The sequence below is a fragment of the Kordiimonas sp. genome (assembly GCF_048260245.1).
Classification (GTDB): domain Bacteria; phylum Pseudomonadota; class Alphaproteobacteria; order Sphingomonadales; family Kordiimonadaceae; genus Kordiimonas.
In genome coordinates this window covers 42837-60065 of record NZ_JBLXGZ010000001.1, presented here as the reverse complement: position 1 = coordinate 60065, position 17229 = coordinate 42837, and the positions used below count along the sequence as shown (strand labels likewise).

At 51.5% G+C, this 17229-nt stretch carries 12 protein-coding genes; 7 read left to right on the top strand and 5 right to left on the bottom strand.

Translation table 11 applies throughout. The features are described from left to right. The first annotated feature begins 40 nt into the window (after positions 1-40). Positions 41-688, top strand: coding sequence for an alpha/beta hydrolase (locus tag ACN0VM_RS00235; protein WP_417448824.1), 648 nt, complete (start codon positions 41-43; stop codon positions 686-688). A gap of 63 nt (positions 689-751) precedes the next feature. Here ACN0VM_RS00235 and ACN0VM_RS00230 read toward each other — a convergent pair whose 3' ends face one another. Further along, complete coding sequence (locus ACN0VM_RS00230) at positions 752-1918, bottom strand: anhydro-N-acetylmuramic acid kinase (RefSeq protein ID WP_417448823.1); 1167 nt, start codon at positions 1916-1918, stop codon at positions 752-754. Between the two features lie 137 nt (positions 1919-2055). On the opposite strand from ACN0VM_RS00230, the gene tyrS reads away from it, so the two are divergent. After that, positions 2056-3306 carry a tyrosine--tRNA ligase gene (gene tyrS, locus ACN0VM_RS00225; protein WP_417448822.1) on the top strand — a complete coding sequence of 417 codons (1251 nt, stop codon included), beginning with the start codon at positions 2056-2058 and terminating at the stop codon, positions 3304-3306. A 28-nt stretch (positions 3307-3334) separates the two neighbouring features. Here tyrS and ACN0VM_RS00220 read toward each other — a convergent pair whose 3' ends face one another. After that, complete coding sequence (locus ACN0VM_RS00220; protein WP_417448821.1) at positions 3335-6505, bottom strand: AsmA-like C-terminal region-containing protein; 3171 nt, start codon at positions 6503-6505, stop codon at positions 3335-3337. A gap of 159 nt (positions 6506-6664) precedes the next feature. Between ACN0VM_RS00220 and ACN0VM_RS00215 the strand changes: the two genes are divergently transcribed. The 5 genes from ACN0VM_RS00215 (at position 6665) to ACN0VM_RS00195 (ending at position 12760) form a co-directional block, all read left to right on the top strand. Beyond that, the gene (locus ACN0VM_RS00215; RefSeq protein ID WP_417448820.1) at positions 6665-9598 is read left to right on the top strand and encodes a bifunctional [glutamine synthetase] adenylyltransferase/[glutamine synthetase]-adenylyl-L-tyrosine phosphorylase; all 2934 of its coding nucleotides are present in this window, start codon (positions 6665-6667) and stop codon (positions 9596-9598) included. Positions 9599-9613: 15 nt separating this feature from the next. Then, complete coding sequence (gene bcp, locus ACN0VM_RS00210; RefSeq protein WP_417448819.1) at positions 9614-10078, top strand: thioredoxin-dependent thiol peroxidase; 465 nt, start codon at positions 9614-9616, stop codon at positions 10076-10078. A 12-nt stretch (positions 10079-10090) separates the two neighbouring features. Beyond that, a complete protein-coding gene (locus ACN0VM_RS00205; protein WP_417448818.1) occupies positions 10091-10906 on the top strand; it encodes a ferritin-like domain-containing protein in 816 nt (271 codons plus the stop codon). Positions 10907-11043: 137 nt separating this feature from the next. Continuing rightward, positions 11044-12336: a peptidoglycan DD-metalloendopeptidase family protein gene (locus ACN0VM_RS00200; RefSeq protein WP_417448817.1), complete on the top strand. Its 1293-nt coding sequence runs from the start codon at positions 11044-11046 to the stop codon at positions 12334-12336. Then, entirely contained in the window at positions 12314-12760 is a 447-nt protein-coding gene (locus ACN0VM_RS00195) for a bactofilin family protein (RefSeq protein ID WP_417448816.1), read from the top strand. Before ACN0VM_RS00200 ends, ACN0VM_RS00195 begins: the two co-directional genes overlap by 23 nt. Positions 12761-12838: 78 nt before the next feature. Here ACN0VM_RS00195 and ACN0VM_RS00190 read toward each other — a convergent pair whose 3' ends face one another. The 3 genes from ACN0VM_RS00190 to ACN0VM_RS00180 form a co-directional block, all read right to left on the bottom strand. Continuing rightward, complete coding sequence (locus ACN0VM_RS00190) at positions 12839-13423, bottom strand: ATP-dependent Clp protease proteolytic subunit (RefSeq protein ID WP_417448815.1); 585 nt, start codon at positions 13421-13423, stop codon at positions 12839-12841. Positions 13424-13468: 45 nt separating this feature from the next. Then, positions 13469-14597 (bottom strand): peptide chain release factor 2 gene (gene prfB, locus ACN0VM_RS00185; RefSeq protein WP_417448814.1). Its coding sequence is split into 2 segments (ribosomal slippage): positions 13469-14527 and positions 14529-14597, totalling 1128 coding nucleotides; the frame shifts between segments, so codons are not numbered across the junction. A gap of 37 nt (positions 14598-14634) precedes the next feature. Beyond that, positions 14635-17154, bottom strand: a complete 2520-nt coding sequence (locus ACN0VM_RS00180; protein WP_417448813.1) for a penicillin-binding protein 1A — start codon at positions 17152-17154, stop codon at positions 14635-14637. Between the last annotated feature and the right edge of the window lie 75 nt (positions 17155-17229).

Below are 17229 nucleotides of genomic sequence, written 5' to 3'. Positions count from 1 at the left end.
GCATCACGCCCATTTAACCATAAGCGCATAAAGAACACACATGCCCGAAATTATTTTCAGTGGACCGGCAGGTCGCCTCGAAGGCCGCTATCAACCCGGTAAAACCGACACCGCGCCCGTTGCCCTCATCCTGCACTCAAACCCACAATACGGCGGCAAGATGGATGAAAAGATAAGCTATTATCTGTACCATGCCTTTGCTCACCGGGGTTTTGCCACACTGCGTTTCAATTTTCGCGGCGTAGGCAGGAGTCAGGGTGAATTCGATGCCGGTACAGGTGAATTGTCAGATGCTGCCAGTGCACTGGATTGGCTACAGTCGATGAATCCCAATTCCACAGGTACCTGGATTGCTGGCTTTTCGTTCGGCGCCTGGATCGGCATGCAACTGTTGATGCGTCGCCCTGAGATCAAGGGGTTTATCTCGGTGGCTCCACCGGCGAATCTTTACGACTTCTCGTTCCTTGCGCCATGCCCTTCATCTGGCTTGATCGTACAGGCTGACCAAGATGACCTGGTGACACCAATTTCGGTACAGAAACTGGTGGAAAAGCTCAAGACCCAGAAGGCCATCACTATTCACCATGACAATGTTAAGGGGGCTAACCATTTCTTTGAAAATGAATTGAACCACCTTATGGCATCGGTAAACAGCTATCTGAACATGCGCTTGAACAGCGGCGAATAAATTAAAGATAATTACATTATAGGCAAAATGGGCTCCTGCTGTTGGAGCCTCTTTTTGGGCATCCTAGCCCGACCAGCTAGAGCGACGACGACGTGGATGATGCAAGGTACCACCGTTGGTTGGCTCCCCGCAGCCTGTAGTTTGCGGCAAACTAAGGGGCAAGTTGCGCAGCGAGCGTACCGCGAGAAAAGCGAACGCTTCCGCCTCAATTGCGTCGCCCCTAAGGCCAAGCACCTCTATCGGATCGACAAGGACCGGGATACGTCTTCGCAATCGCCGCATCAAGGTCGGATTGTGCCTACCTCCTCCAGCGATATACCATGCCTCCGGCGGTGTCGGGAAATGACTCTGGGCGGATATAACGGACTCTACGACAAAATTAGTGAGGGTCGCCGCCCCGTCCTCAGCGGACAAGCCCCGGACAGCCTGGATGTTAAAGTCGTCGCGGTCTAGCGTCTTGGGCGGACGCTCGTCGAAATAGGGGGAAGCCATCAAACCCATCACTACCTCTTCATGATTTAAGCCACGGGCTGCCAGGTTGCCGTCAGTATCTACCGGCTTACCTGTATGGATTTCTGCCCAATCATCCAGCATCGCATTGCCGGGACCTGTATCAAAGGCCATGATCTGCGGCTCCGCGGGGTCATTTTTAAAGGAGACCCATGTCACATTCGCAACCCCGCCAATATTTAACACCGCGACAACATCGTGCCGGCGAGAACGGGCAAGCAAGGCCGCATGGTATAGAGGAACAAGCGGAGCCCCCTCCCCGCCTGCCGCGACATCAGCAGACCGGAAATCGTTAACCACCTTTATACCGGTAAGGCCGGCGAGGCGACCTCCGTCACCAATCTGCCACGTCCAGTGGCGGTCTGGCCGGTGGGTCAAAGTCTGCCCGTGGAACCCAATTACATCAACGTCCGCTGCAGTATGCCCTGTAACGGCCAACAGCTCGTTCACGGCATCTCCATGCCAATCAGTCAGGTCTTGTTCCAACTGCTTTATCGGCTCCGGAACCGGAGTATTATTGGTGCAGGAGGTTGCCATGAGAAGCCCCTCTTTCACCTGCTCTCTCATTCCTGCGGTGTAAGGTAATGTGAGCGATGGGCCGAGACGTTCCACCGTCACACCATCTGTATATATTAAAGCAGCATCTATACCGTCCATCGATGTGCCGCTCATCAGCCCGATGGCACATTTCACATCTCCGGGGGGGCCAAAAACCGACATAAAACACCGTTTCCTATTCTCTCAACACGCTATAGGCTTTGCCTTTATGTCACCCTATGCTACATCAGCGCGCTCTTAAATGAATTTTTGTAACCTGGTCGCGACAAGATGCGACCGTACTCAGTTGGATCAGATTAATGACAGGGCTAAAATCGGAATTCCTTCAAATCCTGACAGAACGCGACTTTATCCACCAGGCCACAGACCTGGCGGCTCTTGACGCCAAAATGTCCGAAGGACCGATTTCCGCATATATCGGCTTCGACTGTACAGCGCGGTCTCTCCATGTCGGTAGTCTCGTCCAGATCATGATGCTGCGCTGGCTTCAAAAGACCGGGCACAAACCAATCGTTTTGATGGGGGGCGGCACCAGCAAGATTGGCGATCCTTCGGGTCGGGATGAAAGTCGCCAATTGATGACAGATGAGATTATTACCGATAACATGGCGGGCATCCGCACTGTCTTTGATAGCCTGCTGACATTTGGTGCTGGAGCAAAAGATGCACAGATGGTCAACAACGGTGAATGGCTGGATACACTGCAGTATATCCCGCTCCTGCGCGACATAGGCACACATTTCACTATTAACCGCATGCTGACGTTCGATAGCGTAAAACTGCGTCTTGATCGCGAACAGCCTCTCACCTTCCTCGAATTCAATTATATGATCTTGCAAGCTTATGATTTCATGGAGCTTGGCAAACGATACGGCTGCACGCTTCAGATGGGCGGCTCGGATCAGTGGGGCAACATCATTAACGGCATCGAGCTTGGTCGTCGGTCTGCCGGACTGCAGCTTTACGGTTTAACAACGCCACTGATTACTACGGCCGATGGCAAAAAAATGGGCAAAACCGCATCCGGCGCAGTATGGCTCAATGAGGATCACCTAGCGGCCTATGATTTCTGGCAATTCTGGCGAAACACGCAAGATGCGGACGTTGGTAAATTCCTTCGTCTCTTTACAGAAATCCCGATGGAGGAAGTTCGTCGGCTGGAATTATTAGAAGGCGCGGAGATCAACGATGCGAAAATCATTTTGGCAAACGCTGTAACGTCGCTTGTTAGAGGCAAGAAAGCAGCTATGCATGCTGAAGCAACGGCGAGAGAAACGTTCGTAAAAGGCGGTGCTGGCGCTGACCTGCCTTCCGTAGCGGTGAATAAAAACTCGATACAGGACGGTATCAATGTCGTTGACCTCTTTATCATTGCGGGCCTGGGCAGTTCAAAAGGAGAAGTCCGCCGGCTGATTAAACAGGGCGGAGCAAAGATCAACGACCAGAAAATCGGCGATGCTGAGGACATTATCAGCATTACCGCGCTTGACAATGGTCAGATCAAACTGTCTGCGGGGAAAAAACGGCATGCGCTGGTAAGGTGTGAATAGCACGCACGACCAAGGTATGAACCGCTGATTATTGGGGATGGGGCGGCTGAAAGTCGCCCGCCTTATCTTTGTCGACATCTGGTGACTGCTCAGAGGGGTTTTCTGGCTCTTCCGGTATTATAACGTCGTCAAGCTTGCCCTTGCGCCCCTCAAATAACAAGCGCAGGAAGCCCGGCGCAATACCAGACAACGGGTTCACCGAAAACACGGGATCAGACGTTGGCCCCTTGACTCTGTAGGCGACGCCGAAAATGCCCTTTCCTTCGCCCCCGGTAAGCAGGTTGCCCAATAGCGGAATCTTGCCAAGCAAAGCGTTCAACCCATAAGCTGGTACAAACACGCCATTTACGTTTATTTTTTCAGACCGGGCCGATATTTGCCCTTCCATCGTCATCCCAAGTGAAGGGCCATTTGCCTTCATCGAACTGATGTCAAGTACACCAGCGGTGTAATCCATCGGCATTTCAATTGTATCAAGCTGAACAGCATCGTTCTCGAGATAATCGTTAAGCCCTTCTATAATCCCTTCTGTGACAGCGGCGCTGAGTTTTGCCCTTGAAACCATCAAGGCATTCTTTATGGACATTTCTCCTTCGATGTGAAGGTCGCGTCCCCAGCCCGATGTTTTGCCCTTCATCGATAATTCGCCATCTCGTAAATGTGCGAACAAACCAAGAGACCGCAAGAAGTGACCTCCATCCGGGGATTTCAACCATAAATCACGAAGGCCTTCGTCCGGCCCCGGCGATATGCTCAAAATTGTTTCTTTTGAGGTACCATGAACCAAGCCGGAGGCCGTCAATGAGCGAGGGGCACCGCCGTAGAATTCACCGCTAAGGCGGAGATCATCGAGCTCCTCACCGTTGAGCAACATGAGGGTTTCTATATTCACATCAAGGTTCAATATGTCCAGGCCTTCGACGACACCTGCTGGTTTCCCCGCCTGCTCGGCATCAAGTATTGGCGCAAGGTTAAAGCGCGCACCCGATATTTTTAGCCCCAACGCACCGTTTTCGGACTGGTTAGCTATAGCTGTGAACTGATTACCTCCCAAGTCACCTACATAAAACTCGGCATCCATGGCCCCTCCTTGCCACGAGAGGTCTGCCCGAACGTCAATACCCTCGCCAACGACGACAAGCGGGCTGATACGAGTCGTTCCTTCATTGAATAGTACAGTGCCAGTAACGGTCGCAGGCACAGCTACTGGCTTCGACCACGCGAGGCGCTGTTCTTTCAGAGTAGCCATTGACACGTCGGCAGAGAAATATCCTCGGGTAAACGCAAAATTACGACCAATGAAACTGGCCTCAGCCACAGTTTGACCAGACAGATAGTCGGACACGTCAACTCCGAGCGCGGATATATCATGTTCATCCATCATGCCAGAAAGCACTATCTCTGTGGTGTCCGCGGCTGGATCATCCCGCCCTGCCTTCAAATCTTCACGCCAATACAGCGTGAGAGGCACGCCATTCAGTGTACCGGTCCCCTCAACAGAAAGATTATCCGGGTCAACTGTCAAGCTTAACGCTCCATCACGCAGCCCTTCCCCGCCAAGCAAATCTGTCACGCTGGCACGCAAAATATCTGCGGTCACATCATAATTAACAGCGTCCACCGGAATCTCTTTGATCAGGGGGAGCGTTAAAAGGGTTCGGACACGCACATTGCCGCTTACGCGCTGCATGTCGAAGCTCAATTTCTCTGATAAATTCACCGGAGGATAAGAGAGAAGATCCAAAACGTCAGCTACCCGCCCGCCAAGCTTGACGTCAAATAGTCCGGTGGCACCGTCTCGGACATCAATATCAACCATACGGGCTGTTGTGCCCGCCACCGGCATACCGCTAATACGCCCCTCTTGTAGCGCAAGGGTAAACACATCATGTGTTAACCTACCTTGACCCGAGCCAGCAGTTATCGGTGGCATCGACAACAGATAATGTGCGTCCATATCGTTAAAGCTGAAATTAAGCCGGTATGCGCTGCCATTCTCAAAACCACCACCTGTTTCAGGAGACCAATCAACTTCAAAGTCAATATTTTCCAAAGTGCCGCGGGAAACATGGTCGTCAATCCATGCTCGCGCACCACGAGGGCGACCATCAGGATAGGTTTTTCTGGGCCAGTATCTCAGAACCTCGTCAATTGTTGCATTTTCCAGCCGGGCGGTTAACTGCACAGACGGATTATCGCTGCCCAAGGTCCAGTATATAAGCCCTTTCCCTCTGATGATGGGGCGTTCTGTTGCGATCTCAATTTGATCGAACACCAGTGTTTTTTCACTTGCCTCATACCGGCCCGAAACCACTCCGTAGCGAATTCGGCTGTCCTGAGGAAAACTTATCGGATCACTAATTGCACCCTCATTCATAGTTGCCGAGAATGACGCCGTTTGCAGTCCCACATTCGATGAAAGGTTCAGCGTAAGATCGAGCGCCAGCGGCACGTCGAAGTAACTGACAAACTCGGGAACAGCCGCGTAGTTTATAAGAGCGGACGGCCTTAATTCGCTGAAACCGAGAGTAAGTTGAATGTCGCCAAGCAAAGGTTCCGCCTGCCCCTGCAAACGCACTTGAGTCGGAATTTGTCCAAGTTGTGCGTCGAGGATTGCATCAACTCTAATGAGATCATCGTGTTGATTAAGGGTAAGTCGTGGCAAAGTGAACTGCGCCGTGTCAAAACCTGCACCGCGCTCCAACGTTACCGCAATGTTCGAGAATGACACCACATTTAGTGCAGGTGCAGTTCTCAATAAGCGAGAGCCAAACCGGCTAAACGCCTCGCTTAAAGGTCTGAGGACCTCCGGAGTCGGCGTGCCACTTGTACTGAAAAGACTATTAAGGCCACCGTTTTCAGATGCGTCGCTAAACCCACCCAGATCCGAGACGTGGACCAGAGGATTGTGAATTTCAACTTCAGAAATGGCAACCTGAGTGAACACGTTTGTTACAGTCAGGGCCATGTGCGCATTGGGAACAAACGCTATCAAGCGCTCTCGGCGGTCTATGAACTGAACATCACTTAGCGAAACCCAAGGCCTCACCCTGCGCCAATCCCACCCTATCTCAGCGGAACGGAATGTTATTTCCCAGCCGGGCAACAAGGTTTTCGTCTGCTCAACGACTGTGTCGCGGGCAAATCCAAGATCAACAGGCGCTACAAGCAGGCGAACGAAAAAAAACGATACTGCCAATACTGCTGCGGTCGCTACCCAGACGGCTGATCTGACGACTATTCCAACTGTACGCTTCAACGTCCTGGCCTGTACAAGTTAAAGACACTTGATTTGATACGGCAAGGTATGAACACTCCCGGTATCTAGCAACGTAATTTTACGGATAGCCGTTTTTCTATGAAAAAAAATATGCACTACCCAGCGAGCTACGATACACATAAAGCTGACCAGATTTGGGCAGCATTGCTCAATGTTGCAGCAGAATCAGGAAAACGCGCCAAGAATACTGAAATAAACAGGCCGTTGTCAGACGCTCTTTTTGGCAACAGCCCTTTTTTGGCCGCTATAGCTAACCGATTACCAAACTATGCGATCAGGGTGTTGAGCGAGCAGCCAAACACGCTTTTTGACGACCTTATCGGGACTATGCAGGCGCCCAGACCTTCCCAAGAAACCACTGCTGAAATCATGGCCTTTTTAAGGGAGCAAAAAGCTCGTCTCTCGCTCCTGGCTGCTGCTGCAGATGTCTCGGAAGTGTGGAGTCTTGAAGAAGTAACGACAGCCTTAAGCACATTTGCGGACTTGTCCGTCCAATTGGCACTGGCACACCTTCTTTCCGCCCGCATGGTGAGCGGTGAACTAAAATGGCCAGATGGAATACCAGAGCCGACAACCCCGAACCTATCACGCAAATCCGGCTATTTTGTTCTTGGCATGGGCAAACTCGGAGCGCACGAACTGAATTATTCGTCAGATATTGACCTTATCGTACTCTATGATCCTGTTCGAACAGGTTACACGGGTAACAAATCTGTCAGTCAGTGCTTCGTTCGACTTACTCAGGAACTTGTGCAAATTCTTGAGCAACGCACAATGCATGGCTACGTATTCCGGACAGACCTGCGCCTAAGGCCAGATCCAGGCGCGACCCCCGTCGCCATTTCGGTTGACGCTGCCTTAAGCTACTACCATTCCATGGCGGTGAACTGGGAACGTTCCGCCATGATCAAAGCGCGGGTGGTAGCAGGTGATAAAGCCGCAGGCGATGATTACCTCGAGACCATAACCCGCTGGGTATGGCGAAAAAATATGGATTTTGTGGCGCTCAAAGATATCGCCGCCATCAAAAACCAGATCAATCGCCACTATGGGCAAACTAACACGGTCTTCCGCGGCTATGACGTCAAACTCGGGCAAGGTGGCATCCGTGAAATTGAGTTCTATGCACAGGTTAACCAGCTACTTCATGCAGGCAGGCATCCAAGCCTTAGAGTAAGAGGCACGCTCGAAGCTCTGGATGCTTTGGCCATGGAGCAACTCATTTCCCCTGCCGCCCACAAGGAGCTTTTGGACAGTTACCGTTTTCTCCGCACCCTCGAGCACCGAATACAGATGGTCGATGACGCCCAAACCCATCAAATCCCGGAACAGGAAATCGCGATCGACCGCATTGCCTGCTTCATGGGGTATGCTGATCGTGATCTCTTGAGAGCTAGCCTGCTGGCTCATACCGAACGTGTCAGCGCCCATTACGACGCACTGTTGCCTGATGAGCAGAACTCTATCAACCATGTCGGCTACAGCGAATCTGATCTACCTAAGAAACTTGAAGAGCTTGGTTTCAAGGAGGTTGAAGCGGCGTGCGCAATTATTGAAGGCTGGCGCAGAGGCCGGCACCGTGCGCTCCGGACCGAACGGGCCAAAGGCTTACTCGAAAAGATATTGCCTGGCCTAATGGAAGCTTTCGGAGAAACTCATCACCCCACAGCAGCACTTAACAGATTTGATAAATTCATCTCGCAGTTGCCTGCGGGTGTACAACTCTTTTCACTTTTGCAAGCAAATCCCTCACTCTTTGGGCTGCTCGCAAGAGTTATGGGACTTGCGCCGGCACTTGCAGAAACGCTCTCAAAAAAGCCCCAACTTTGGGATGCTGTTCTAGAGCCTGATTTTTTTGGCCCCATAGATACAGAGGAAACTCTGGCGAGCTATCTGGATCACCTGTTGCAGAGCGCCGGAGACTACCAAGACAAGCTGGATATAGTAAGGCGTTTCGTCTCAGAGGGGCGTTTCAGAATTGGCGTGCAACTACTTGAAGCTCTCGCTGATGTTGACGAATGCGGCGAAGCCCTTACCCGTTTTGCAGACGTATCGCTGAAAGCCCTAGCAAAGGCAGCGGAAGAGGAATTTGCGCTGCGTCACGGGACCTTCAAAGGTGGTGGAATCGCTGTAATAGCCATGGGGAAATATGGTGGACGGGAGCTCACCAACACCTCAGATCTTGATATCGTATTCCTATACCATGTTCCAGACATGGATGCGGTCTCAGACGGCCCCAAGGCCCTGAGTCCAAGCCAGTATTTTTCACGTTTGGGGCAACATATCATTACCGCGGTAACGGCGCTCACCCCGGAAGGCAGGCTGTTTGAAGTAGACACCCGTCTGCGACCCTCGGGTCAACAAGGCCCGATCGTGGTCACCTTAAAGACGTTTGCAGATTATTATACCAGTGCTGCATGGACATGGGAACATATGGCACTGACCCGTGCACGTATTCTGATCGCACCTGAGGGACTGCGCACGGCTCTCTCAGACACCATCAGACGCGTGTTGATTGCCCCGCGTAACAAAGATGAATTATTGCAGCGCGTCCATGATATGCGCCTAAAACTAGACAGCGAATTTGGCACCAAAAATCCGTGGGCGGTCAAAAACGTACGTGGCGGTCTGATTGATATGGAATTTATCTGTCAGTATTTAATGTTACGGGAAGGCCATGAATCGCCTGATATTTTCAGCCCCGAGCTTGATATTAGTATCGATAGACTGGCAGATGCCAATGCACTTACCCCAGCGCAAGCGAGGTTAATGCACGAGGCACACCTCTTTGAGCAGAACATCCAATCAGTTTTGCGTTTGTGCCTGGGGTCATCACACATAGAAGATGACGACATAGCCGAAGGTATCCGTCGTGCCCTCTGCCGCATCACCGATGCGGCAGATTTCTCTAGCCTTAAAGCGCGCCTGCAAGCCTTTCAATCGGACATATACAGCCTGTTCCAGGATGTGATAGACAAACCCGCTGAAAAACTGAATAGAAACAAAGATTAAGCAATGGAGAATTCAATGGCTTTGGAAAAAGGCATGCCCGCCCCTGACTTTACCCTGCCAGGCAATGGCGGCGAAACCATATCTTTGTCAGCCTATCGCGGGCGTAATGTTGTGCTCTACTTCTACCCCAAAGATGACACCCCTGGATGCACCACCGAAGCCAAGGACTTCACGGCGGTGATTGATCAATTTGATGCCGCGAACACCACCGTTATTGGTGTCTCAAAAGACACCGCTGCAAAACACGACAAGTTTGTTGCAAAACACGAACTGAAGGTGAAGCTGGCATCCGATGAGACGGGTGACACAATTGAAACCTACGGCGTCTGGATCGAAAAGAACATGTACGGCCGCACCTATATGGGAATCGAGCGCGCCACTTTTCTCATTGATAGTGATGGTGTCATTCAAGACATCTGGCACAAGGTACGTGTCAAAGGTCACGTGGATGCGGTGCTAACCGCAGCAAAGTCGCTTTAATAGCAGCGCATCATGGGTGAAAACTGGCGTAATATTTCCCAGGCAGCCGTAGCCGTCCTCAGAACTGGGCGTGCACGTGAGAAAGCTGAACTGGCGCGGCGGGTCGCAGCAGATTGGCGGGCTGGGCACCTGCTCTTTGAATTTGATGTTAGCCCTTCTGTAAGGCCCAACCGCCCAAGTCAGCCACTATTACTTGAGCCGGCCCAGATGCCAAAACGGCGCAAAGGTGGTAATGAGAGCAACAGACGCGCATTGTTACACGCCGTTGCACATATCGAGCTCAATGCAATCGACTTGGCCTTCGATATAGTCGCGCGCTTTGGAGCGACCATGCCCAAAAGTTTCACCGATGATTGGATTCAGGTGGGCGATGATGAAGCCCGCCATTTCAGCCTTGTCAGCGCCCGACTAAAGGCAATGGATTCCTTTTACGGTGACTTGCCTGCTCATGATGGATTATGGCGATCTGCCGAAGACACCCGTCAGAGCCTTCCTGCACGACTAGCTATAGTTCCAATGGTGCTTGAAGCGCGTGGCCTGGACGTAACCCCAAAGATGATTGATCAGTTCAGTAAAGCAGGAGACGAAGTCTCATCGGAGATTCTCAAAACGATATATGAGGAAGAAGTAACCCACGTCGCGGCAGGGGCGCGTTGGTTCAAGTACCTTGCAAAAAAAGAACAAGTGAATCCCGATAGCTGGTTTCATGAACTAGTCCGCAGCTACTTCAAGGGCTATCTGAAGCCGCCGTTCAATAAACCCGCACGTAGCCGGGCGGGTATGCCTGTTTCTTTCTATGAGCCCCTTGCGGAGATGCTGGAAGAATAATAAGAAACTTGACCAACGGCACCAAAATAGGTGCAATGCGTATGAAATTAACTAAATAGTACAAAAATAATCATATGTTGGGTCGCAAAGAGTGGCCGACGCTACAGGGTACGGGATCGACGAGGTTGGGGCAGCAGTTGCTTAAAACACTGACATGGCTGAAGAACTTTCACAGTTTCAGGGGGAAATACTTTCCTGAGCGACAGTTGTTCTTGCGCAGCGAAGGCCGCGTACGCTTTCTTACGATCGGTAGCTACACCCAAATGGGGATGGCATCCGCCTTGGCTGTTTCAGTGATATGGGGCGGTATTACTTCTTATGCCTACCTGACGCAGGATAAAACCATCGCGGACAAAAACCGTACAATTTCAACAATGAGCGCACAGTATCAATCGCTATCAAATGACTTCTCAGCGCTGGAGCTTGAGGTCGAGCGACGAGCCGAACAGTTGGAGATACGCCAGAAATTTCTTGAAGAACTTCTGAACACATCTGAGGGTGCAATATCGTCGCCAGTATCTGAACCCCAGAAAGCAGTTGAAGATCTGAACGGCGAAGGGCAAGACTTATCAGGAGCCAATGCTCCGAATACGACTTGGCATGAAGGCAACGGCCAGCATGATGCAGGCTTTGTTGAACAACTTTTTGGCTTTGGTACCGCTCAGGCTGCTGTACATTCAAATATAGACCGCCGAAAAAACCTGCTTTATCGGCTGGAAGACATGGCAGATCGCCAAAAAGCACTCGCCAGCCAACTCAAAGCCAATAATGAAACAAGACTCGCAGACATTGAGACAATTTTGGCGGCGACCAAGCTGGACAGTGACGAATTAATTGCACAGCAGTCCAGCGAGGCTATTGGACAAGGTGGTCCATTTATCGCTGACTCTGCATTCGAACCGGTGTTTGATAACGATGACGGCAATATTTTCAGTGCCTTGATTTCCACCGGACAACGCCTTGAGATGGTCAAAAACGCACTTGATAGTTTCCCCGTTGGGAAACCGGCGGAAAAATACTATTTGTCCAGCAGGTTCGGCCGTCGCGTCGACCCTCTGAAAAAAACATGGGCAAACCATCCAGGTCTTGACCTTGCGGGCTGGCCTGGCACGGCTATTTATGCGACGGCGCCAGGTAAAGTGGTACACGCTGGCTGGTATGGCCCTTATGGGAATATGGTCGAAATCGACCATGGCAACGGTTTTAGAACCCGTTATGGCCATATGCGAAAATTACGTGTCGATAAAGATGACGAAGTAAGTTTGGGTCAACGTGTGGGCGATATGGGTAAAACCGGGCGTGTCACAGGTACCCATCTGCATTACGAAATCTGGTTTGATGGCTCTGTCCGTGACCCTCTACCCTATTTGAAAGCAGCGAATGATGTTCTCGAAATCCAAGGAAGACATGAAAAAACCAGCGAGCAATAATAGTCAGCCACCACGTCCAAACAGCGCTCCAACTCCGTCCATCATCGGCTCTGATGTTCAGATTGAAGGCAATGTACACACAGTGGGAGAATTACAGCTAGACGGCACAATTAAAGGCGATCTGACGTGCGGTGGCATGGTCATGGGTGAAAGTGGTGCCGTAAACGGTACCATTGTCGCTGACAGCGTTACCATCCGGGGGACAGTGAATGGTGAAATACGGGCGCGCTCTGTCCGGCTGGAAAAAAGTGCTGTTGTTGAGGGCGATGTCTACCACGAAAGCCTTTCGGTTGAAGCCGGTGCTAAATTGACCGGACGCTTCGCCCATACATCCAACCCGAAGGATGGTAAAACAACTGCGGTTAGTTCCCCAGCTCTCGACGAAACGCCTTCATTCGTCGCTAAAAAAACTGCAGCGGAATAACTCTGCATACTTAGACTTAGGCAAAAAAAAGGGCGCTTAAAGCGCCCTTGATACTTTATTTCGTTAATCTCGTTAAAGTTACAAGATATCGTCTTGGCTCTTAACCACTTTTCCTACAATGCCGTATTTGACAGCTTCTTCGCAGCTCAACCAGAAATCCCGATCAACGTCCTTCTCGATCTTTTCAAGAGTTTGTCCGGTAGCCTCAGCAAATATCTTGTTCAAGCGCTCGCGCATTTTAACGATCTGCATGGCCTGAATATCAATATTGGCGGCATTGCCGCTGATTCCGCCCGATGGCTGGTGCAGAAGGAAACGCGTATTCGGGGTAGCGAAACGGTTCTTCAATTGCGCGGCAACAAATATCAGTGCCCCGGCACTAGCGACCCAACCCGTACCCAGAACCTTAACCGGTGACTTTATGAACTTGATCATGTCGTGAATCATGTCGCCGGATTCCACGTGACCACCCGGAGAAGAGATAACGATTGTTATCGGCTCATGTGATACCTCTTCAAGTGCCATGAGCCGAGCGACTGTATCGCGTGCAATGTCTTGATCGATATCTCCCACAATAAAAATCTTCCTGGCATCAAACAGGATTTTATTCACCTGTTCGCTGCCGGACTTTGGGTCTTTGTCGTCTTTTTTATCTTTACTCATCTGCTATACCCCATTGAATTGCGGGTGGGCTTATTGCCCGGTTTATCAGTCAATATCGTCAACGGCGGCATTCTCGCCATGAACCCGTGCTGCCAGAGCTGCCGCCATAAAGGCATCCAAATCGCCATCCAGCACTTTATCCGGCTGCCCAGATTCTTCACCTGTTCGAAGATCTTTTACCATCTGATATGGCTGCATTACGTAGGAGCGTATCTGGTGTCCCCAGCCAATCTCGGTTTTGCTTGCATTCACAGCATTTGCTTCTTCTTCCCGGCGCCGCAGCTCAGCTTCGTATAGCCGCGCTTTCAGCATACTCATCGCCGCAGCCCTATTCTTATGCTGAGACCTTTCTGCCTGACACTGCACCACAATACCGGAGGGCTGGTGAGTGATGCGAACTGCACTGTCCGTCGTGTTCACATGCTGGCCACCCGCACCCGAAGCACGATAGGTATCAACCTTTAGATCGCCTTCGTTGATTTCAATATCAATCGAATCATCAATCACCGGATAGACCCATACCGAGGCAAAACTCGTGTGCCTGCGAGCATTCGAATCATATGGGGATATACGCACAAGTCGGTGAACACCTGACTCTGTCTTTAGCCAGCCGTATGCGTCCTCGCCTTTAATCTGCAACGTCGCCGATTTAATACCTGCCTCTTCACCGGGCATGTATTGCACCGTCTCAACCTTGAAACCCCGCTTCTCACCCCAACGCATGTACATGCGAAAGAGCATAGACGCCCAGTCCTGACTTTCTGTACCACCAGCACCTGAGTGGATTTCGACATACGTGTCATTTCCATCGGCCTCACCAGACAAAAGTGCCTTCAACTCCGCAGTTTTCGCCTTTTCGGCCAATGTCTTCAGTTGACCCTCGGCTTCGCTAATCATGTCTTCATCGCCTTCCATTTCTGAAAGTTCGATAATCTCTACAGTCGCTTCAAGGTCGTCACTGATTTCACGCACTGCGCTGATCGCATCGTCGAGCTTTGTTCGTTCCCGCATAAGCTTTTGTGCGCTCTGCGGGTCATTCCAAAGTTCTGGGTCCTCGGCCAAAGCGTTCAGCTCTTCCAGTCGTAATAGAGCTCGATCCCAGTCAAAGATGCCTCCTCAGCAGTGCCATTGACTGCTGGAGTTGATCGACGGTTGCCTGAGCTTCCGCACGCATAAACTATTCCTTCTTCTCTTGATTGGCCCGACGACAATCAATAGATACCGCCCGTGCCTTTTCGAATTGTGCTTTTTGTTTTAGCGTCTTCGAGCGAACCGTCAAGTACCGCGTATTGACCGGCACGAGGCTCGGTGCCAGGTTTGAATGCTTCAAGGATCACGTGTTCATCACCGAAGCTTGCGGGTTGCCCCGTCTCCGCGTTGACCCGTACCAGCCTGACGCCGGATGGCATTCGAAAGGGAACACCGGGCTCATTCTTCAACGCTTCTTTCATAAAATCCCGAAAGATGGGCACCGCCACCGATGACCCCTCTTCATTGTTACCAAGTGATCTTGGTCGGTCAAACCCGGTAAAGACGCCCACAGCGAGATCTGCGGAAAACCCAATAAACCATGCGTCGAGGCTATCATTCGTCGTCCCGGTCTTACCCCCGAGGGGCTTACCAAGCCATTTAATCTTCTGGCCTGTACCGTTTTGCACGACTCCCTGCAGCATAGATACCAATTGATATGCTGTCAGGGGATCCAGAACCTGGCTGCGGTTGTCTGGCAACTGCGGCTCGCGCTGATTTTGCTCCCATGTAAGCTTGCAAGGCATACAATCACGGTCATCATGCCGATATATCGTGTCTCCCCGACGATCCTGCACGCGGTCGATCAAAGAGGGTTGAATCTGTTTCCCGCCGTTAACGAGCATGCCGTATGCGGCGGTCAATTGCAGCAAGGTTACTTCTCCAGCTCCCAGTGAAGCTGCAAGCGTCGGCTCCATATTCTCTGCCAAGCCGAACTTGTCTGCGTATTGTAGCACCTTGCCCACACCCATATGCTGCGCGAGACGCACAGTCATAAGGTTCCGGGATTTTTCAATACCCAGTCGTAAGGTACTCGGGCCATAAAATTTGTTGGAACTGTTTTTGGGCTTCCACTTACCCAAGCCATCGCCTTGATCGATCACGAAGGGGGCGTCGAGTACAAGGCTCGCTGGTGTAAAACCATTGTCAAGGGCTGCGGCATACACAAAAGGCTTGAAAGCTGAACCTGGCTGGCGCTCAGCCTGCACGGCCCTATTGTATTGGCTAGCCGCATAGTCAAACCCACCAACCATAGCGAGCACACGACCAGTGTGAGGGTCCATCGCGACAAGAGCACCATCGATTTCAGGGATCTGCCGCAACCGGAATGCGCGAACAGCGCCAATTGCTTCCCCTTTGGAATCCCAGAAACTTTCGAGCTCCACGGTTTCGCTTTGCGCATTGGCCTCAACAACAACCACATCGCCAACCGCCAGAACTTCTGCGGCATCTTTCACCTTGGGGCCGAGGTATTCACCGGGGCGCCAAGCTCTTGCCCAGCTAATTTCCTCGAACGGCACAAAACCATAACTGCCGTCCTTGAGGCCAACGACCGCGCCATCCTCGCGCACTTCGTGCACTGCGGCAAGTTGCCAACGGGTAAATCCCAAAGGCGTCTTGAACGTGCGCAGACGCTCGGCCCACTCATTGTCCATCACTGTACGACCAACCGGCCCGCGCCAACCGTGCCGGCGGTCATAGGCCACCAACCCCTCTCGCAAAGTGCGTTCAGCGATAGCTTGCAACCTCGGTTCGAGCGACGTTCGAACTGAGAGGCCGCCCTCATACAAGGCATTGTTACCGTACAATCCGCCGACGCGCCTACGAACTTCTTCGGCAAAATGTTCTGCCTCAAAGCGCGCGTGACCTTCACGCTCGTGCATTGATAGATCTTCGGAAATAGCTTGGCTATAAGTAGCCTGGTCAACATGGCCAAGCTCAAACATACGCGAAAGCACCCAGTTGCGACGGCCTAGCGCACGTTCTTTGTTGCGCACGGGGTGATAGTTGTTTGGTGCTTTGGGTAACGCAGCGAGATAGGCCATCTCAGCTACACTGAGCTCATTGAGCGACTTGTTAAAGTAGTTAAGTGCCGCTGCGGCTACACCATATGACCGGTTACCGAAATAGATTTCATTAAGATACAGCTCAAGTATTCGGTCTTTTGAAAACGCACGCTCTATCCTCAAAGTGAGGATCATTTCCTTGATTTTACGGTCGAGTTTCTGATCGAGCGTCAACAGAAACGTACGCGCCACTTGCTGGGTAATCGTTGAGCCACCCTGCAACGGCCTGTCTGTCAGAAGGTTCATAATGTTTCGCAGATTACCCCGCACCATGCCCATATAATCAAGGCCATCATGCTCGTAGAAGTTTTTATCTTCCGCGGACAAAAAGGCGTTGATCTGATCCTCAGGTATGACGTTGATCGGTACGAATAAGCGTTGTTGCCGCGCAAACTCCGTCAACAGGCTACCATCGCCAGCGTGAATTCTTGTAACGATAGAAGGCTCGTAATTCGCAAGCTGACGATAGTCAGGCAAGTCGCGGCCATAGTACACAATCGCCCATGTTACCGCTGATATGACGGTAATTACGCCAATAACACCCAACACAAGTGTATATCGAATCAGCCGTCGCCACAGCGGCCGTTTGACGGCGCCGGATCTATCGCGCACAGGATTTTCAGCTTGTTTTTTCATCGCCTCGTTGGTCTCATCCCTATCTGACACCAAGGGTTAAAGTGCACCGCGAATATGGCCCCCGTGTGGCATTAC